At 62.6% G+C, this 18355-nt stretch carries 22 protein-coding genes; 15 read left to right on the top strand and 7 right to left on the bottom strand.

Annotated features, from left to right (window positions below; genetic code table 11):
- Positions 1-23 precede the first annotated feature (23 nt).
- The 9 genes from ACFORG_RS14410 to ACFORG_RS23825 are packed head-to-tail and all read left to right on the top strand — an operon-like array spanning position 24 to position 7816.
- Complete coding sequence (locus ACFORG_RS14410) at positions 24-437, top strand: phage major tail protein, TP901-1 family (RefSeq protein WP_386736238.1); 414 nt, start codon at positions 24-26, stop codon at positions 435-437.
- 2 nt (positions 438-439) lie between these two features.
- Entirely contained in the window at positions 440-760 is a 321-nt protein-coding gene (locus tag ACFORG_RS14405; RefSeq protein WP_386736237.1) for a gene transfer agent family protein, read from the top strand.
- Positions 757-978 (top strand): rcc01693 family protein, encoded by a 222-nt coding sequence (locus tag ACFORG_RS14400; protein ID WP_386736236.1) that lies wholly within the window; start codon positions 757-759, stop codon positions 976-978. The genes ACFORG_RS14405 and ACFORG_RS14400 overlap by 4 nt, the downstream gene beginning before the upstream one ends.
- Positions 965-1630 (top strand): phage tail tape measure protein, encoded by a 666-nt coding sequence (locus tag ACFORG_RS14395; RefSeq protein ID WP_386736235.1) that lies wholly within the window; start codon positions 965-967, stop codon positions 1628-1630. Before ACFORG_RS14400 ends, ACFORG_RS14395 begins: the two co-directional genes overlap by 14 nt.
- 15 nt (positions 1631-1645) lie before the next feature.
- The gene (locus tag ACFORG_RS14390) at positions 1646-2278 is read left to right on the top strand and encodes a phage distal tail protein, Rcc01695 family (protein WP_386736234.1); all 633 of its coding nucleotides are present in this window, start codon (positions 1646-1648) and stop codon (positions 2276-2278) included.
- Entirely contained in the window at positions 2278-3165 is an 888-nt protein-coding gene (locus ACFORG_RS14385; RefSeq protein WP_386736233.1) for a DUF2163 domain-containing protein, read from the top strand. The genes ACFORG_RS14390 and ACFORG_RS14385 overlap by 1 nt, the downstream gene beginning before the upstream one ends.
- Positions 3162-3599 carry an NlpC/P60 family protein gene (locus tag ACFORG_RS14380; protein WP_386736232.1) on the top strand — a complete coding sequence of 146 codons (438 nt, stop codon included), beginning with the start codon at positions 3162-3164 and terminating at the stop codon, positions 3597-3599. Before ACFORG_RS14385 ends, ACFORG_RS14380 begins: the two co-directional genes overlap by 4 nt.
- On the top strand, positions 3599-7516 hold the full coding sequence (locus ACFORG_RS14375; protein ID WP_386736231.1) for a baseplate multidomain protein megatron: 3918 nt from the start codon (positions 3599-3601) through the stop codon (positions 7514-7516). The genes ACFORG_RS14380 and ACFORG_RS14375 overlap by 1 nt, the downstream gene beginning before the upstream one ends.
- Before the next feature lie 3 nt (positions 7517-7519).
- The gene (locus ACFORG_RS23825) at positions 7520-7816 is read left to right on the top strand and encodes a DUF7742 family protein (RefSeq protein ID WP_449284308.1); all 297 of its coding nucleotides are present in this window, start codon (positions 7520-7522) and stop codon (positions 7814-7816) included.
- On the opposite strand, the gene ACFORG_RS14370 is transcribed toward ACFORG_RS23825, so the two are convergent.
- Positions 7797-8135: a TraR/DksA family transcriptional regulator gene (locus ACFORG_RS14370; protein ID WP_386736230.1), complete on the bottom strand. Its 339-nt coding sequence runs from the start codon at positions 8133-8135 to the stop codon at positions 7797-7799. The genes ACFORG_RS23825 and ACFORG_RS14370 overlap by 20 nt on opposite strands.
- Positions 8136-8219: 84 nt before the next feature.
- Here ACFORG_RS14370 and cysE point away from each other — a divergent pair, with 84 nt between their 5' ends.
- Entirely contained in the window at positions 8220-9029 is an 810-nt protein-coding gene (gene cysE, locus ACFORG_RS14365) for a serine O-acetyltransferase (protein ID WP_386736229.1), read from the top strand.
- A 56-nt stretch (positions 9030-9085) separates the two neighbouring features.
- On the opposite strand, the gene ACFORG_RS14360 is transcribed toward cysE, so the two are convergent.
- From ACFORG_RS14360 to ACFORG_RS14340, 5 genes are all read right to left on the bottom strand, one after another.
- Complete coding sequence (locus ACFORG_RS14360; protein WP_386736228.1) at positions 9086-10432, bottom strand: pyruvate dehydrogenase complex dihydrolipoamide acetyltransferase; 1347 nt, start codon at positions 10430-10432, stop codon at positions 9086-9088.
- Positions 10433-10444: 12 nt separating this feature from the next.
- On the bottom strand, positions 10445-11842 hold the full coding sequence (locus ACFORG_RS14355) for a pyruvate dehydrogenase complex E1 component subunit beta (RefSeq protein WP_386736227.1): 1398 nt from the start codon (positions 11840-11842) through the stop codon (positions 10445-10447).
- A 49-nt stretch (positions 11843-11891) separates the two neighbouring features.
- Positions 11892-12917 carry a pyruvate dehydrogenase (acetyl-transferring) E1 component subunit alpha gene (pdhA, locus tag ACFORG_RS14350; protein WP_386736226.1) on the bottom strand — a complete coding sequence of 342 codons (1026 nt, stop codon included), beginning with the start codon at positions 12915-12917 and terminating at the stop codon, positions 11892-11894.
- Between the two features lie 90 nt (positions 12918-13007).
- Positions 13008-13319 carry an FtsB family cell division protein gene (locus tag ACFORG_RS14345; RefSeq protein ID WP_386736225.1) on the bottom strand — a complete coding sequence of 104 codons (312 nt, stop codon included), beginning with the start codon at positions 13317-13319 and terminating at the stop codon, positions 13008-13010.
- Positions 13320-13426: 107 nt separating this feature from the next.
- Positions 13427-14359, bottom strand: coding sequence for a hydrogen peroxide-inducible genes activator (locus tag ACFORG_RS14340; RefSeq protein WP_386736224.1), 933 nt, complete (start codon positions 14357-14359; stop codon positions 13427-13429).
- Positions 14360-14464: 105 nt separating this feature from the next.
- Here ACFORG_RS14340 and ACFORG_RS14335 point away from each other — a divergent pair, with 105 nt between their 5' ends.
- Together ACFORG_RS14335 and ACFORG_RS14330 are read left to right on the top strand one after the other, a co-directional pair.
- Complete coding sequence (locus ACFORG_RS14335; RefSeq protein ID WP_386736223.1) at positions 14465-14725, top strand: DUF465 domain-containing protein; 261 nt, start codon at positions 14465-14467, stop codon at positions 14723-14725.
- Entirely contained in the window at positions 14722-14898 is a 177-nt protein-coding gene (locus tag ACFORG_RS14330; RefSeq protein WP_386736222.1) for a hypothetical protein, read from the top strand. Before ACFORG_RS14335 ends, ACFORG_RS14330 begins: the two co-directional genes overlap by 4 nt.
- Positions 14899-14904: 6 nt before the next feature.
- Here ACFORG_RS14330 and ACFORG_RS14325 read toward each other — a convergent pair whose 3' ends face one another.
- Complete coding sequence (locus ACFORG_RS14325) at positions 14905-16116, bottom strand: phosphoglycerate kinase (RefSeq protein WP_386736221.1); 1212 nt, start codon at positions 16114-16116, stop codon at positions 14905-14907.
- A gap of 135 nt (positions 16117-16251) precedes the next feature.
- On the opposite strand from ACFORG_RS14325, the gene ACFORG_RS14320 reads away from it, so the two are divergent.
- The 3 genes from ACFORG_RS14320 (at position 16252) to ACFORG_RS14310 (ending at position 18342) form a co-directional block, all read left to right on the top strand.
- A complete protein-coding gene (locus tag ACFORG_RS14320; protein WP_386736220.1) occupies positions 16252-16758 on the top strand; it encodes a peptidylprolyl isomerase in 507 nt (168 codons plus the stop codon).
- On the top strand, positions 16751-17296 hold the full coding sequence (locus ACFORG_RS14315) for a peptidylprolyl isomerase (RefSeq protein WP_386736219.1): 546 nt from the start codon (positions 16751-16753) through the stop codon (positions 17294-17296). The genes ACFORG_RS14320 and ACFORG_RS14315 overlap by 8 nt, the downstream gene beginning before the upstream one ends.
- 83 nt (positions 17297-17379) lie before the next feature.
- Positions 17380-18342, top strand: a complete 963-nt coding sequence (locus ACFORG_RS14310; RefSeq protein WP_386736218.1) for a DUF3179 domain-containing protein — start codon at positions 17380-17382, stop codon at positions 18340-18342.
- Positions 18343-18355: the final 13 nt, after the last annotated feature.

Raw genomic sequence — 18355 nt, 5'->3', positions numbered from 1 at the left:
ATTTCTAGAATCGGAGAGAGAGCATGGGTGCCCAGAACGGTAAGGACCTGCTGGTCAAGGTGGACATGAATGGCAGCGGTCAGTTCGAGACCATCGCGGGGCTGCGTGCCACGCGGGTGAGTTTCAATGCGGAAAGCGTGGATGTGACGAGCCTTGAGAGCCAGGGCGGATGGCGGGAGCTGCTGAGCGGTGCGGGGGTGAAATCGGCCGCGATCTCGGGCTCGGGCGTGTTCAAGGACGCAGGGACAGACGAGCGTGCGCGGCAGTTGTTCTTTGACGGAGAAACGCCGGCCTTCCAGGTCATCATCCCGGATTTCGGCATCGTCGAGGGCCCGTTCCAGGTGACGGCGATCGAATATGCGGGCAGCCACAATGGCGAGGCGACCTACGAGATGTCGCTGGCCAGCGCCGGTGTGCTGACCTTCACGGCGCTTTGATCATGGCCAATCCTTGGACGGGCGAGGTGGCGCTGACCATCGATGGTCAGCGTCGGGTGCTCAAGCTGACTTTGGGCGCGCTGGCCGAGCTGGAGGTGGAGCTTGAAACAGGCTCCCTCGTCGAGCTGGTGCAGCGGTTCGAGGCGGGCGGCTATTCCAGTCGTGACGTGCTGGCGCTGATCTCGGCGGGATTGCGTGGCGGCGGCGCAGAGATGGGCCGGGACCAGCTGATGCGCGCCGAGATCGCAGGCGGGCCGATGGCCGCGGCGCGGGCTGCGGCGGAGCTTCTGGCGCGGGCCTTCATGTTGCCGGAGCAGGGATGAACGGCTTTGACTGGCCGGCGCTGATGCGCGCCGGTCTGCAGGGGTTGCGCCTGACGCCAGCGCAGTTCTGGGCGCTGACACCCGCCGAGCTGCGGCTGATGCTGGGGCAGGCGGGCGGCGTTGGCGCGCTGACCCGCGCGGGGCTGGACGCGCTGCTGGAGGCCTGGCCGGACACGGGGCCGGACGAGGGAAAAGGAGAGAGCGATGACGGAGCGTGACGGGTTCACCGAGCTGGAGCAATCGGGCGAGGCTTTGGGCGATGCCCTTGGCGATGCGGCGGCCATGGCGGCGGGGTTCGATGCCGAACTGCGCCGGGTACGGGAGGCCTTTGCCGCGACTGGCAAGGATGCCGCCGTGCTGGAGCGCGGGATGTCCAAGGGCCTGCGCCGCGCCTTTGACGGGGTGGTGTTCGACGGCATGAAGCTGTCGGACGCGTTGGAGACGATCGCGCGGTCGATGATCAACACAAGCTATTCGGCCGCGATCAAACCGGTGACGGAACATTTCGGCGGTCTTCTGGCGAAAGGTGTGGGCGGATTGGTCGAGGGCATCCTGCCTTTTGCCGATGGCGGCTCTTTTTCGCAGGGGCGGGTGATGCCCTTTGCCAATGGCGGTGTCGTGAGCGGGCCCGTGACCTTTCCGATGCGGGGCGGCACGGGGCTGATGGGCGAGGCGGGACCGGAAGCGATCATGCCCCTGGCGCGCGGGGCGGATGGCAAGCTGGGTGTGCGCAACTCGGGCGGCGGCGGTCGGGCTGTGAACGTGGTGATGAACATCACCACGCCCGATGTTCAGGGATTCCGCCGCAGCCAGGGGCAGATCGCGGCGCAGATGAGCCGGGCGCTGGGACGCGGCAATCGCAATCGGTAAACGGGGAGAGGGGCGATGAGCTTTCACGAGGTGAGATTTCCGGCGAACCTGAGTTTTGGCTCGGTCGGCGGGCCTGAGCGGCGGACGGACGTGGTGACGCTGGCCAACGGGTTCGAGGAGCGTAACACGCCCTGGGCCCATTCGCGCAGGCGCTATGACGCCGGGCTGGGCATGCGCTCGCTTGACGATGTCGAGATGTTGATCGCCTTCTTCGAGGCGCGGCGCGGGCAGATGTTCGGGTTCCGCTGGAAGGACTGGTCGGATTTCAAGTCCTGCCGCGCCTCGGGAGAAGTCACGCATGGTGACCAGGTCATTGCCGAGGGGGATGGGGCCACTGTCGCCTTTCCCTTGGTCAAGACCTACCGGTCAGGCGCATTTTCTTACGCGAGGCCAATTGCAAAGCCCGTAGCGGGTTCAGTGCGCGTCGGGCTGGATCAGGATGAACAGCGCGAAGGCGTGGATTACGAGGTGGACACGGCCTCCGGCCTTGTGACCTTCGCCTCGCCGCCGGGCGAAGGCGTGCAGGTCACAGCCGGGTTCGAGTTCGATGTGCCGGTGCGGTTCGATACGGACCGGATCCAGACCAGTGTGGCCAGTTTCCAGGCCGGCGACGTGCCGAACGTACCGGTTGTGGAGGTGCGCGTCTGATGTCGGGGATGAGCGAGGCGTTCCGCGCGCATGTTGAAAGCGGGGTGACGACACTGTGCCGGTGCTGGGCCATCCGGCGCGAGGATGGCGTGCAGCACGGGTTCACGGACCATGATCGGGATATCGAGTTCGACGGGGTTGTCTTTCGTGCCGATAGCGGGCTGACCGCTTTGACGCTGGAACAGGCCACGGGGCTGTCTGTGGACAATACCGAGGCGCTGGGCGCGTTGAGCGATGCGGGGCTGAGCGAGGACGAGATCGAGCAGGGGCGGCTGGATGGGGCCGAGGTGCTGGCCTGGTTGGTCAACTGGGCCGCGCCAGATCAACGGTGGTTGAAATTTCGGGGTCATATCGGTGAGTTGCGGCGCAGCGGCGGCGCATTCCACGCCGAGCTGCGCGGGTTGACCGATGCGCTGAACCGACCGTTGGGCCGAGTGTATCAAAAGCCCTGCACCGCTGTCCTTGGGGACCTGGCTTGCGGGTTCGACCTGGCAAGGCCCGGATATGTTGCCGAGGTGACGGTACAGTCCATCGAAGACCGGGCAAAGTTGCGCTGGGACGCGTTGGCAGGGTTCGAGCTCGGTTGGTTCCAGCGCGGCCGCCTGACGGTGCTTGATGGCGCCGCAGCAGGGTTGTGGGCGCTGATCAAGCGCGATGCAATCGACGATGGCACGCGGCTGATCGAGTTGTGGGAACCAATCCGCGGCGAGTTGAGCGAAGGCGACCGGGTGAGGCTGACGGCGGGGTGCGACAAGCGGATGGAAACCTGCCGGCTGAAGTTCGACAATGTGCTGAACTTTCAGGGCTTTCCGGACCTTCCGGGTGAAGACTGGCTGATGGCGGTCCCGAAAAAGTCCGGCGCAAACACCGGGGGTAGTCGGCGATGAGGCGCGACGAGGTCGTGGCTGCGGCGCGGAATTGGATCGGCACGCCTTATCGCCATCAAGCGTCGGTCAAGGGCGCCGGGGCCGATTGCCTGGGGTTGGTCCGGGGTGTGTGGCGGGCCGTTCAGGGCGATGAGCCGGAATTGCCTCCAGCCTATAGCATGGATTGGTCGGAACCGCAGGGAGATGAGCGGTTGTGGCGGGCTGCGCGGCGCCATCTGCGCGAGGTGCCCGTGCCGGGCGCGATGCCGGGGGATGTCCTGCTGTTCCGCATGCGTCAAGGCAGCGTGGCCAAGCATCTGGGTATTCTCGCCCGCGAGGGAGAGGTCCCGAGTTTCGTTCATGCCTATTCAGGGCATGGCGTGGTTGAAAGCCCGCTGAGCGAGCCGTGGAAGAAGCGGATCGTCGCGAGGTTCGAATTTCCGGAGGTGAACTGATGGCGACGATACTTCTGTCCGCGGCTGGCAATGCGATCGGAGGAGCGATCGGCGGATCGGTGGCCGGAATGGCCTCGGCCAGCCTGGGCAAGGCGGTAGGCGCGACGATCGGAAAGGTGCTGGATCAGCGCCTGTTGGGCGGCGGTGCCGAGGCGGTAGAGACCGGCAAGGTCGATCGGTTCCGACTGACACGGGCCGGGGAGGGCGCGTCCATCGCATCGGTCTTTGGCCGTGTGAGGGTTGGCGGGCAGGTGATCTGGGCGTCTGATTTTGTTGAGACCGCCACCACGACCGGGGGTGGCAAGGGGTCTCCGGCCCAACCCAGGACAACCCGCTACAGCTACTCGGTGTCTTTGGCTATCGCGCTGTGCGAAGGAGAGATCGCAACTGTCGGTCGTGTCTGGGCTGACGGTGAAGAGATCGCACCCGCTGATCTGAACATGAGGGTCTATCGCGGGACGCATGATCAATTGCCCGATCCGGTGATGGAGGCGGTCGAAGGTGCCGGTCAAGTGCCGGCATATCGGGGGACCGCCTATGTCGTGATCGAGAACTTGGCGCTTGAAGCTTTCGGAAACCGGGTGCCGCAATTTTCGTTCGAGGTGGTGCGCGCCGAACAGCCCGGGTTGCCCGAGTACCAAGATCGCTTGGGCGAGATCGTCAAGGCGGTTGCCCTGATGCCGGGGACCGGGGAGTATGCGCTGGCGACGACGCAAGTGAATTATTCGGACGGGCCGGGCAGCTTTTGGGCCGCCAACAGCAATTCGCCATCGGGCAAGTCCGATTTCGTGACATCGATGGACGCGCTGGAAGGCGAGGTGCCGGGATGCGGCGCGGCGTCCCTGATCGTGTCGTGGTTCGGTGACGACCTGCGCTGCGGAGAGTGCGCGATCAGACCTAAGGTGGAGCGTGCGGGTATCGACGGTATCAACATGGCGTGGACGGCGGGCGGGCAGACCCGTGCGACTGCACAAGAGATCGCCCGCGTGGATGACCGGCCCATCTATGGTGGAACACCTGCCGATGCCTCGGTCGTGGAAGCCATCCGGCACATGCGTGAGCGCGGCCAGCGCGTCATGTTCTATCCTTTCATCCTGATGGAACAGATGGCGGGCAACGGATTGCCCGACCCCTGGAGTGATGCCGAAGATCAGCCCGCGCTGCCATGGAGAGGCCGGATCACCTTGAGCGAGGCGCCGGGTCGGGATGCCTCTCCCGATGGGACGGGCATAGCCGATCTTGAGGTCGCGGCGTTCTTCGGAACGGCTTCGGCCTCGGATTTTCAGGTGAGCGACGGGATCATTCAGTATTCCGGACCCGAGGAATGGGGAATGCGCCGTTTCATCTTGCATTACGCGGCGCTTTGCGCGGCGGCAGGCGGTGTTGACGCATTTTGCATCGGCTCGGAAATGCGCGGCCTGACCCAGATCAGGGGTGCGAACGGGTTTCCGGCCGTGGCCGCGATGCGCACTCTGGCTGCGGATGTGCGAAGCCTGCTGGGGCCAGACGTCAAGATCGGTTACGCTGCGGACTGGAGCGAGTATTTCGGGTACCAGCCGCAAGATGGCAGCGGAGACAGGTATTTCCATCTCGATCCGCTCTGGGCGGACGACAATATCGATTTTATTGGCATCGACAATTACATGCCGCTTTCGGACTGGAGAGACGGGCCGGGCCACCTCGATCATGCGAAAGGCGCGCGCAGTATCTATGACCTCGACTATCTCGGTTCGAATGTCGAAGGGGGTGAGGGGTTCGATTGGTGCTATCGCTCGCGCGAAGCAGCGGAAGCGCAGATACGCACACCAATCGTCGATGAGGCGCACGGAGAACACTGGATCTGGCGTTACAAGGATCTGCGAAGCTGGTGGGAAAACGACCATCATGAGCGGATCGGCGGGATCCGTCAGGCGGAACCCACGGAATGGATCCCCCGGTCCAAGCCTTTCTGGTTTACCGAACTTGGTTGCGCTGCCATCGACAAGGGAACGAACCAGCCGAACAAGTTTCTTGATCCGAAGTCTTCGGAATCGTCGGTGCCACGCTATTCCAACGGGTTGCGGGACGACCTGATCCAGCGGCAATACCTGCGCGCGGTTCTTGGCCATTGGTCACATTCGGAAAACAATCCGGTTTCGCCCGAATACGGCGGGGCGATGGTGGATCTGTCGAATGCCTTTGTCTGGGCATGGGACACGCGACCATTTCCGGCGTTTCCGAACAATCGGAGGCCGTGGGATGACGGCGCGAACTATGCAAGGGGTCATTGGCTCAACGGGCGATCAGGTTCGCGCAGCTTGTCCTCGGTGGTGGCTGAACTGTGCCATCGCTCGGGTGTGACGGCGATCGATACCACAAATCTTCGTGGTGTCGTCCGGGGTTATCATGTCGAGGACATGGGTGACGCCCGTGCGGCATTGCAACCCTTGATGCTGCGCTATGGTTTTGACGCGATCGAGCGCGACGGGATGCTTGTCTTTCGCATGCGCGACGGAGGAGACCCCGTGCCGCTGGACGCGGGAAAGTTGGCGCTCCACCCTGACCTGGAAGGGGATGTGGAAAGGCGTCGGGAATCTGCTGCGGAAATGGCCGGGCGGGTACGGTTGCGTTTCGTACAAGCCGACGCCGATCACGACGTCTTGTCCGAAGAAGCCGTGCTGCCGGACGATCGCACGCATTCCGTGGCGACCAGCGAAGTGGCATTGTCCTTGAGTCGGGCCGAAGCCCGGCAGACGGTCGAAAGGTGGTTGTCCGAAGCGCGGATTTCACGCGATACACTGCGTCTTGCGCTGCCGCCATCGGCCATGGCGCTGGGCGCGGGAGACGTTGTGACCCTTGCCGAACAAAACGAAGCGCTTTACCGGATCGATCGCGTGGAGCAGGGCGAGATGCAACTCCTTGAGGCGGTGCGTATCGAACCGAGCGTATACCATCCCGCGGAAATGCCCGATGACGCACCCGGATACCGGCCCTTCGTGGCGCCGACACCGGTTTATCCAGTATTCCTCGATTTGCCCTTGCTCACCGGAGAAGAAACGCCTCACGCGCCTTACCTCGCCGTGACAGCGCAGCCCTGGCCGGGGAGCGTGTCGGTGTTTTCATCGCTCAGTGGCGAGGATTACGGGTTTGATGCTGTGGTAGATCGGCGTGCCGTCATTGGCGTGACGGAGACTCCCCTGTTAAAGGCGCAGGTCGGTGTCTGGGACCGGGGGCCGGACCTTCAGGTGAAGCTAACGGGAGGTGCATTGGAAACGAAATCCCGAGACTCGATCCTCAACGGGGCGAACCTCGCCGCAATCGGCGACGGAAGCTCGGGCTGCTGGGAGCTGTTCCAATTCACCGAGGCTGAACTGATCGGCCCAAGCACGTATCTGTTGCGGGGGCGTTTGCGGGGACAACTGGGATCCGATGCTTTCATGCCGGAAGCCTGGCCAGAAGGATCTGTATTCGTGTTGATCGACGATGCCGTCCAACAGCTGGAAAGCCCTGGTTCTCAAAGGCGGCTTGCACGCCATTTCCTGATCGGCCCGTCGAGCCGCGGTTACGATGATCCTTCTTTCGTGCATTTGACGGAAGCGTTCGATGGCAACGGGTTGCGTCCGTATTCTCCTGTTCACCTTGCCGCCAAAGTGAATGGCGGAGATCTGAGGATCAGTTGGATCCGGCGAACCCGGATCGACGGTGATGACTGGACGGGTCTCGATGTACCGTTGGCAGAAGAGCGCGAGCACTATCTCGTGCGGGTCGTCAGTAAAGACCGCGTTCTCAGGGAGGTCGATGTCGCTTCACCCGACTGGACGTACACGGCTAATATGCATGCCGAGGATTCCGCCACCGGACCCATCGAAATTCATGTGGCCCAAGTCTCTGCGCGGTTTGGACCGGGGGCTTTTTCCAAACTGCCAGTCGGGGTTTGATCCATGCTTCCAGTTCTGCATGGAGACGTCAGTGCGGCAGCGCGCGCTTTGCTACGTGCACCGGTTGACGGGCGCGGGCGGCTTTGTCGCCGGATGATCGGTGAAGCAGCCCAAGCCTGTGCCCATGTCCGAAAGACCGGGTCTCTGCATCCTCTCTACGGGAACGGGTCTTTGATGTCGGCGGCACGAAAACGGGAACTGGCGGACGAACCTAGCTTCGATGATCCCGAGTATTGCCAGTGCTTTGAAATGGTTTTGCGAGAGATCACCTTGTTTCGGATCAGCCCGAAGCGCAGCTGACGCACCGGGTAGCGGCTGGATCGAGTTCCAGCCGCCCTTTCGCGATCTCTTCTCCGCAATCCTCACAGTAACCGAAGTCGCCCTCTTCGATCCGTTCGAGCGCTGCCAGCAGGCGAACCGTTTCGGTGTCCCGGCGGGTCTGTTGGGCTTTGGCCATGGCCTGGTTCTGCAGCGCATCCATTCGACTGAGACGGCCGACCGCCTGTTGATCGAGCGTGACAACCGATTGACCGTCGCGTCCCGCCTCGGAGCTTTGTTCGAGTTCCCGCAGTCGATCCGATATCAGGCGACTAAAAGCGGCAAGCTCGGTCTCGTTCATTTTCGTTGTGTCCCTTTCAAGGAATTGCGATTGGTCAAATGCAGCTTAGATGGTTAGGTTAAGCGCAGCAGAGGATGTTTGACCATGTTGGAAACACGCTCGAAACTGACGCCGGTCGATCCGGTTTGGAACAGGATCACCGAAGAAGCGGAAGCTGCGGTTCAACGGGAACCGCTCATGGGCGGCTTGGTCCATGCCTGTATCTTGCATCACAAAAGCCTTGCGAGGGCCTTATCCTACCGCATTTCAGCCAAGCTGTGCTCGAACGAAATGTCGATGATGGTGCTGCGAGAGATCGTCGACGAGGCATATGCGGACGAGCCTGCGCTGATCGAGGCGGCGCGCGCCGACCTGATGGCTGTGTACGAGCGTGACCCTGCATGCCACCGACTGCTTCAGCCGGTGCTGTACTTCAAGGGATACCAGGCAATGCAGGCCTACCGCGTCGCGCATTGGCTGTGGCTGAAGGGGCGGATCGATCTGGCCTATTTCCTCCAGATGCGTGTTTCCGAGATTTTCGGGGTCGATATCCACCCGGCCGCCAAGATCGGCAAGGGGATCATGATCGACCATGCGCATTCCATTGTGATCGGTGAGACCGCGGTGGTCGGTGACAACGTCTCGATGCTGCATTCGGTAACGCTTGGCGGGACCGGCAAGGAGGAAGAGGACCGACATCCAAAGATCGGTGACGGTGTTCTGATCGGGGCCGGGGCCAAGGTCCTTGGTAACATCAAGATCGGCCATTGCAGCCGCATCGCCGCAGGCTCGGTTGTTCTGGAAGAGGTGCCGCCGTGCAAGACGGTTGCGGGGATTCCTGCCCGGATCGTGGGTGAGGCGGGATGCGATCAGCCGGCGATCCGGATGGATCACATGCTTGCCCGGTACGAATGACCAACTGAAAGCGTTGGATCGTGAAGGAAGCCGCCCCATTCGGGGCGGCTTTGTCTTCATGCAAGCATGACCATCGGGTTCTCGAGGTTCTCGACGATGGCATGCAACAGCTGCGCACCGAGCGCGCCGTCGATGACGCGGTGATCGACCGAAAGGGTGACCGACATGACGGTGGCGACGCTGACGTCGCCATCGCCAGTCACGATCGGTTTCTTGACCCCGGCTCCAACCGCGAGAATTGCGCCATGCGGCGGATTGATGACCGCGTCGAAGTTGTCGATGCCGAACATGCCGAGATTCGAGATGGCAAAACTGCCGCCCTGATACTCATGCGGTGCAAGCTTGCGGTCGCGGGCGCGGGCAGCGAGGTCCTTCATCTCTGCGGAAAGCGCCGACAGGGATTTCATTTCGGCGTCCTTGAGAACGGGCGTGAACAGGCCACCTTCGATTGCCACGGCCACGGCCACGTCCGACGGTTTAAGCCGCAGCACACGATCACCAGCCCAGACGGCATTTGCGTCAGGCACCGATTGCAAGGCCAAAGCGCACGCCTTGATGATGAAATCGTTCACGGACAGCTTGACGCCGCGCCCTTCGAGTTGTTTGTTGAGCTCGCCACGAAACTTGAGCAGCGCGTCGATGCGGATATCCCGGCGCAGGTAGAAGTGCGGAACCTGCTGCTTCGCCTCGGTGAGGCGCGCAGCGATGGTCTTGCGCATACCGTCGAGTTTGACCTCTTCATAGTCGCGGCCCTCGTAGATCTTGGCGACAGCATCTGCGGAGGGACCGGCCGTCGGCGCGGGCGCTGGAGCCGATGCCTGCGCTTGCGGCTGCGAGGCCTCGGCCGATTGTTCGGCCTTGGCCGGAGCTGCCTGTGCGCCTTCGACATCCGCCTTGACGATACGACCATGAGGGCCGGAGCCCTTGATCGACGCAAGGTCGAGGCCCCTATCGGCAGCGATCCGTCGCGCGAGCGGTGACGCGAAAATGCGTTGTCCGTCAGCGTTTTGTGTCGCAGCGGGAGCAGGGCTTGAAGGCGCGCTTTCGCCACCGGAATAGCCGTTCGCCGCGGGTTCCTTTGCTTCGGCGGGCGCGGTTCCGGTCGCCTGCTCGGCGGGACGCGGAGAGCCGCCGCTTGAGCCGATATCGTCGGCGCTCTCACCCTCCTCGAGCAGCACGGCGATGGGAGTGTTGACCTTGACCCCCTCGGTGCCTTCGCCGATCAGCAGCTTGCCGATCACGCCCTCGTCGACCGCCTCGAATTCCATCGTGGCCTTGTCCGTTTCGATTTCGGCCAGCAGGTCGCCCGAGGAGACTGCGTCGCCCTCCTTTACGAGCCATTTGGCAAGCGTGCCTTCCTCCATCGTCGGCGACAGGGCGGGCATCAGGATTTCCGTTGGCATGGTCCCGTCTCCTCAGCGATAGGTCACTTTGCGAACAGCTTCGATCACCTCGTCCGTGGTGACCAGCGCCATTTTCTCGAGGTTCGCGGCATAGGGCATGGGCACGTCCTTGCCGGTGCAATTGATGACCGGCGCGTCAAGCCAGTCGAACGCCTCCTGCATCACCACCGACGAGATGTAGCTGCCGACCGATCCCTGCGGCCAACCTTCCTCGACGGTGACCAGCCGGTTGGTCTTTTTCACCGACTCGATGATCGCGGGCGTATCCATCGGCCGGATCGTGCGCAGGTCAATCACCTCGGCCTCGATCCCGTCCTGGGCCAGCTTTTCGGCCGCTTCGAGCGCATAGGTCATGCCGATGCCGAAGCTAACGATCGTCACGTCCGACCCTTCGCGCCAGATCCGCGCCTTGCCGAAGGGGATTTCCAGATCGTCGACCTGCGGCACCTCGAAAGACCGGCCATAGAGGATTTCGTTTTCCAGGAAGATGACCGGGTTCGGGTCGCGGATCGCCGCTTTCAGCAAGCCTTTGGCGTCGGCGGCGGAGTAGGGCATCGCCACCTTGAGACCGGGAACCTGCATGTACCAGGCGGCGTAATCCTGGCTGTGCTGGGCTGCCACGCGCGCCGCCGCACCATTGGGGCCGCGGAAGACGATGGGGCTGCCCATCTGCCCGCCGGACATGTAGAGCGTCTTGGCGGCGGAGTTGATGATCTGGTCGATGGCCTGCATAGCGAAGTTGAACGTCATGAATTCCACGATGGGACGCAGCCCGCCAAAGGCCGCGCCGACCGCGATGCCGGCAAAGCCGTGTTCGGTGATGGGGGTATCCATCACACGCCGGCCCCCGAATTCGTCGAGTAGGCCCTGGCTAACCTTGTAGGCGCCCTGGTACTCGGCCACTTCCTCGCCCATCAGGAAGACGTCGCCATCGCGGCGCATCTCTTCGGCCATCGCGTCGCGCAGCGCCTCTCGCACGGTCTGCTGCGCCATCTCGGCGTCTGCAGGCCAGTCGGGCGTGCGGTCGGATTGCAACGCGGGCGCAGGTGGCTTTGCCGCATCAGTCGGCGGTGTCGCGTCGTCTGCGGGCGCGTCGGAGCCCCCCGCAGGGGCTGCCTCCTTGCCCGCGTCGGCTGTCGCCTCCTGCGCTACGGCGTCGACGTCTTCGCCTTCTTCCGCGAGGATCGCGATGGGGGTGTTGACCTTCACCCCCTCGGTGCCCTCGGCAATCAGGATCTTGCCGACCACGCCTTCATCGACGGCCTCGAACTCCATCGTGGCCTTGTCTGTCTCGATCTCGGCCAGAATGTCGCCGGAGGAGACGGTATCTCCCTCCTTGACCAGCCATTTCGCAAGTGTGCCTTCCTCCATCGTGGGGGAGAGGGCGGGCATCAGGATTTTGGTCGCCATGGTTCAGTATTCCCCTTCGGTCCGGGCCAGCGTCGTCATGGTGTTCATCTCACGCCTCCTCCTTCTGCGGGACGGTGTCGGCATAGATGTCCGTCCACAGTTCGTCGGCGGCGGGTTCGGGGCTTTCCTTGGAAAAATCGGCCGATTTGTTGACGATGTCCTTGATTTCCTTGTCGATGGCCTTGAGATCGTCCTCGCTGGCGTGCTTGCCGGACAGAAGCATCGAGCGGACCTGTTCGATCGGGTCACGTTCCTCGCGCATCTTCTGGACTTCTTCACGGGTGCGGTACTTGGCCGGGTCCGACATGGAGTGGCCGCGATAGCGATAGGTCTTGACCTCGAGGATGTAAGGCCCCTTGCCGGCGCGGCAGTGTGCGACCGCCTTTTCGCCCGCATCCTTCACCGCCAGCACGTTCATGCCGTCGACGATCTCGCCCGGGATGCCGAACGGTTCGCCACGCTTGTGGATCTCCTCGGTCGAGGTGGATCGTTTCTGCGCGGTGCCCATGGCGTATTGGTTGTTCTCGATGACGAAGATGACCGGCAGTTCCCAAAGGGCAGCCATGTTGAACGTCTCGTATACCTGGCCCTGGTTCGCCGCGCCGTCGCCGAAATAGGTGAACGTGACACGGTCATTGCCACGATACTTGTCCGAAAAGGCCAGCCCCGCGCCCAATGGCACCTGGGCGCCGACGATGCCGTGGCCGCCGTAAAAATGCTTCTCTTTCGAGAACATGTGCATGGAGCCGCCCTTGCCCTTGGAATAGCCGCCCTCGCGCCCGGTCAGTTCGGCCATCACGCCGTCTGGGTCCATACCGCAGGCCAGCATGTGGCCGTGATCGCGGTAGGAGGTGATGCGCTTGTCGCCTTCCTCGGCGGCAGCTTCCAACCCGACCACGACGGCTTCCTGGCCGATATAGAGGTGGCAGAAGCCACCGATCAGGCCCATGCCATAGAGTTGGCCCGCCTTTTCCTCGAATCGGCGGATTAGCAGCATCTCGCGATAGTAATGCTTGAGTTCGTCGCCAGAGACATTGCTCTTGCGGGCCGTGGGTGTGGTTTTGCGCGTGGCCATCGCTCTTGCGTCCTCCCTGCACACATAGTTTAGCGTTAAACTAATTTTACAGCATTTCGTTCCGCAGTGCGAGGGGGAATCTGAAAGAGTTCAGCGGATGACGATTTCGTCCGACCTGAGCATGCCGAGGATCGAGCGTGCCTGCTCGTCCAGAAGGTCGAGGTCGAGGTAATCGTCCGAGAGTCTGCGGGTAAGGTTCTCCATTTGCGCGATTTCGGCCTGAAGCGCGTTGAGCTCCTCGGTCAGGGCGCTGCGTTCGGCCGCGATTTCGACCCTGCGAAAAAGGCCGTAATCGCCCTGTACCGCGGCAAAGGTGAAGTATGTGCCAAGGCCAAAAGCCACGGTAAAGAATGCCGCGGCGCCAAGACCGGGCCGGTTGGTTCGGAGAGCGGGTCGGGTCACGTTGTTGCTGCCGTATTGTCTGCCTCGGGGTCGCGCCTTGGACGACGCTTTGAGACACTATGGCACAGCCCGATCCGGTTGGGAAAGCGCAGACTGCGGCCAGTTCGTCACTGCGGCATGGGAATCACGGTTTCCGGAAACTCCTTTCGGGCAACGTCCCGGATGATGTCCGCCAGTCGGACGAAAGCTGGCGGATTGCCGGACGTGGCGCGCCACGCAAGACCGATCAGGCGGTGAAGGGCCGGGCGAAAACGAATGGTCTCGACGTCCGGATCGGGTTGCGCGACCTCTGACCGAATGTAAAGCGCGGGCAGAAGCGTCACGCCCATACCGAGGGAAACCATCTGTCGCAGCGCATCCAGACTGGTACCCTCGAAAGCCTCGTTTCGGGTGGCGCCCGAAGTGGCGCAGATATCTGCGACCTGCCTGTGCAGTTGATAGGCCGGACCAAGGCTCAACAGGGTTTCGTCGCTAAGATCGTTGTTTTGCACCACGGTCCGGTCCGCAAGGCGATGCCCTTGTGAAACGGCAAGCCGCAATTCCTCCCGAAACAGCGGCATGGTGCGCAGCTCGTCGTGCCGGACAGGAAGCTGCGTCAGGATCACGTCATGATGTCCGCCGGCCAGTTCCTCGGCCAGATCCTGAGGCGCGCCATCGCGGATGATAAGCTTCAGATCGGGATACTCGCCATGAACCCGCCGCAGCACCCGCGGCATCAGGTATGGACCAATGGTGGGTGTCGAGCCCAGTCTCAGCGTGCCGCTCATGTCGGTTTGCATGGGGCGCGCGAGCAATTTTAACGCCTCGACCTCGCGCAGGATGCGTCGGCTCTGCTCGGCGATCTCGCGCCCTTCCGGGGTAAGGATCAATCCTGTCCGCCGCCGCTCGATCAACCGGGTTCCAAGCGTTTCCTCAAGTGCCGCGATCTGCAGGCTAAGGGACGGTTGGCTTATACCAAGCAATCTTGCGGCGCGCTGGTACTGCAGCGTCTCGCTCAACGCAGAGAAATAGCGGATCTGGCGCAAGGTCAGGTCTGGCATGGGGCAACATAAAATAGGATTTTCCTATATATAAACTCATCAACATTGGCTTCAACAATTTCTGATGACCGCCATCTTGTCTTCTGTGTTAGGAAGGAGACTGAGATGAACAGCAAGAGTTTGAGGGTCCGACGCTTTTCGCTGGACGTAAAGCTTGCCGCACTCAAGGCGCGGCATCTGGAGCTGAAGAAGAAAATCGGCGACGAACTCAAACGCCCCGCCCCCTGCATGGAGTCCTTGCAGAGGCTCAAGCGCCGCCGTTTGCGCATCAAGGACGAAATGGCACGCTACGAAGGATTGTTGCGGACGTTAACGGCGCTTTCGCCCGGCCAGCGTCGTGACCGGGTCGGGGGGGTGTCTGCATGATTCCGTTTTTCTTCAGCACGAATGTCAGGCGATTTCACAGCCCCGATCTGTCGGACATGCAGCGTGCGCTGCTCGAAGACGATCCGCGCGTCAGTTCGGGGACGGGCGCAGCCGCGAGCCCTGTCGAGTTCGACCTGCCGTGGCACCAGGAGCGTCGTACGGTGCGACGGTAAGCCCGCTCAGGCAGGTTCGGTCGTCGGTTCCGCGTCCAGTACGGCGACCCCCGGCAATGTCTTGCCTTCCATCCACTCAAGGAAGGCGCCGCCGGCGGTCGAGATATAGGTGAAATCCGCAGCGGCGCCGGATTTGTTCAGCGCGGCCACGGTATCCCCGCCGCCCGCAACGCTGACCAGATCCCCGGCACGCGTCATCTCGGCCGCCTTGCTGGCGGCTGCATTTGTAGCCATGTCAAACGGTTCGATCTCGAACGCACCCATAGGACCGTTCCAGATCACGGTTCTGGCGGTTTCGAAAACCTCGCGAATGCGATCCACGGTCCGCGGACCTGCATCGAGGATCATGGCGTCGTCAGGGCAGGCATCAACAGCCACCGTTTCGTTGGCGGCGCCGGCCTTGAACTCGCGGGCGACCACCACGTCGACGGGCAGGACGATCTCGCACCCTGTCTTTTCAGCCTTCTCCATGATTTGGCGTGCGGTCGCGGTCATGTCCCGTTCGCATAGCGATTTGCCCACATCCACGCCGCGCGCCGCCAGAAAGGTGTTGGCCATACCGCCGCCGATCACGAGGTATTCCACTTTTTCAACAAGATTGCCGAGCAGTTCCAGCTTGGTCGAGACCTTGGCCCCGCCGACCACGGCAACCACGGGACGCTCCGGCGCTCCAAGCGCGCGTTCCAACGCAGTCAGCTCTGCCTCCATAAGGCGTCCGGCGCAGGACGGCAGACGCCTGGCAACTCCCTCGGTCGAGGCATGGGCGCGATGCGCGGCCGAAAACGCATCGTTGCAATAGACATCGCCGAGTTCCGCAATCTCCGCGCCGAGCGAAGGGTCGTTCTTTTCCTCGCCCGCATGGAAGCGCGTGTTCTCGAGCAGCAGGACAGCGCCCGCGGGCAGGCTTTCCACCGCGGCCCGGGCGGCGGGACCACGGCAATCGGCACAGAAGGCAACTGTCACGCCGAACGCTCTCTCAAGTGCCGGGATCAGCGGTTGCAACGACAGCCCGGGCACATGTTTGCCCTTGGGACGGCCGAAATGTGCAAGCAGGATCGGTGTGCCGCCTTTTGCCAGAATGTCCTGAACGGTCGGGCCCACGCGTTCGATGCGGGTCGCGTCGGTGACGCGTCCGTTTTCGACGGGTACGTTGATGTCCACGCGAACCAGAACCCGCTTGCCGTTCAGGTCCATCTCGTCGAGGGTCTTCCAGCTCATGGCTTTCGCTCCGTGGTGTTCCTGCTTCTCGGGGCGCTCTTTCCCCGGAATCACCCCTCAGGTCAATGCGTGACTTGGCATTGGTCGGGCCGCGGCTTAGGTATGCCGCGAGACACGGAACCACAGGAGGGCCAGATGGCCGAGATCAAGGATCCCGAAAACACCATTCTCATCGAGCTCAAGGGCGGCACCGTCACCATCGAGCTGTTGCCTGATGTCGCGCCCAAACACGCCGAGCGGATGAAGGACCTGGCCCGCGCAGGTGAGTATGACAACGTTGCTTTCCACCGCGTGATCGACGGGTTCATGGCGCAGACCGGCGATGTGCAGCATGGCGACATGGAAGACGGGTTCAACATCCGCATGGCCGGCACCGGTGGTTCGGCGCTGCCCGATCTGCCCGCCGAGTTTTCCAAGCTGCCCCATGATCGCGGCACGCTCGGTGCGGCGCGTTCGGCCAATCCGAACTCCGCCAACTCGCAGTTCTTCATCAACTTCAAGGACAACCATTTCCTGAACGGTCAATACACGGTCTATGGCCGAGTCATCGAGGGGATGGAGCATGTCGATGCGATCACCCGGGGGGAGCCGCCTGCGACGCCCGACCGCATGATCAGCGTCAAGGTGGCCGCAGATGCGTAAGCTGGCCGCGCTTCTCGTCTTTGCCGCAAGTCCGGCGCTTGCTACCGGGCTGGAAATCGAGGTTGCGGGCGAAGCCAACGGCATCGTGACCATCGACCTGTTCGAGGACGTGGCGCCTCGGCATGTGGAGCAGATCACGGCGCTGGCCGCAGCCGGGCAGTATGACGGCGTGGTCTTTCATCGCGTGATCGAAGGGTTCATGGCCCAGACCGGCGACGTGCAGTTTGGTCGCAAGGGAGGAGACATGCGCCGTGCGGGCATGGGTGGATCCGACCGTCCCGATCTTCCGGCAGAGTTCTCGGACATCGCGTTCAAACGCGGTGTCGTGGGGATGGCGCGGGCACAGGATCCCAATTCGGCCAACTCGCAGTTCTTCATTATGTTCGCGCCGGGCGATTTCCTCAACGGTCAGTACACGGTCGTGGGCGAAGTCACCGGCGGCATGGATGTGGTCGACGCGATCAAACTCGGCACCGGCCCCAATGGCGCGGTGGTGGGCGCGCCCGACATGATGCAGAAGGTGACGGTCACCGATTGACCCCACGCGCGGTCACATCCGCGTGGGGGCGTCTTCTCGCATCATTGCCAACAATGCACGATCAGGCGCATGGAGGAGACCCCATGCGCCTTTTCGCTGCCCTGATTGCCTGTTCCCTCGCACTGCCGCTTGCGGCAGATCCCGCGGCGTGGAGCCGCGAGTTCCCCAAAACCGATTTTTCGCAAAGCAGTATCGCCGAATGGTCCGAGATCCGGTCAGGCGGTCCGCCGCGTGACGGCATTCCGGCGCTCAGCTCGCCCGACTTCGTCCCCGCGTCGCAGGACGCCAAGCTGGACGAGCGAGAGCCTGTCATCACGCTTGATATGGACGGGGCACCGGCGCGCGCCTACCCGATCCGTTATCTGCTTTGGCATGAAATCGTGAACGACAGTGTTTCGGGCATACCGGTCGCTGTCACCTATTGCCCGCTTTGCAACTCTGCGCTCAGTTTCGACCGGCGAACTGCGGCGGGCGTGCTGGAATTCGGAGTGACCGGCAAGCTGCGCCATTCCGACATGGTGATGTATGACAGGCAAACCGAAAGCTGGTGGCAACAGGCGCGAGGCGAAGCGATCGTCGGATCGCTGACCGGCACCGAACTGACGCTGCTGCCGTCATGGATGGAAAGCTGGTCCGCCTTCAGGCAGGCGCATCCGGACGGGCTGGTCATGGCCGAGCCGTCCTTTCGCCGGGCATATGGGCAGAATCCTTACCGGGGCTATGACACGTCCCGGCAGCCCTTCCTCTATACCGGCGAGAACCCTCCGCATGGAATAGACCCATTGGCGCGGGTCGTACGCGTGGGGGAAAGGGCTTGGCCGCTGACCCGGCTGCGCGAATCCGGCCAATTGGACGAGGCAGGCCTGTCGCTAACGTGGCAATCTGGTCAGGCTTCGCCGCTGGACACCCGTGAAATCGCCAAGGGTCGGGACGTGGGCAATATCCGTGTGCAGGACGGACAGGGCCATGACGTGCCGCATGATCTGCTTTTCGCCTTCGCCTTCCATGCGTTTTGGCCGGACGGAACGTGGATGCTGGGGCAATAGTGCCAGACAAATG

The organism is Lutimaribacter marinistellae, from assembly GCF_042648365.1.
Lineage (GTDB): Bacteria > Pseudomonadota > Alphaproteobacteria > Rhodobacterales > Rhodobacteraceae > Lutimaribacter_A > Lutimaribacter_A marinistellae.
This window is presented reverse-complemented; position numbering and strand designations above follow the sequence as displayed.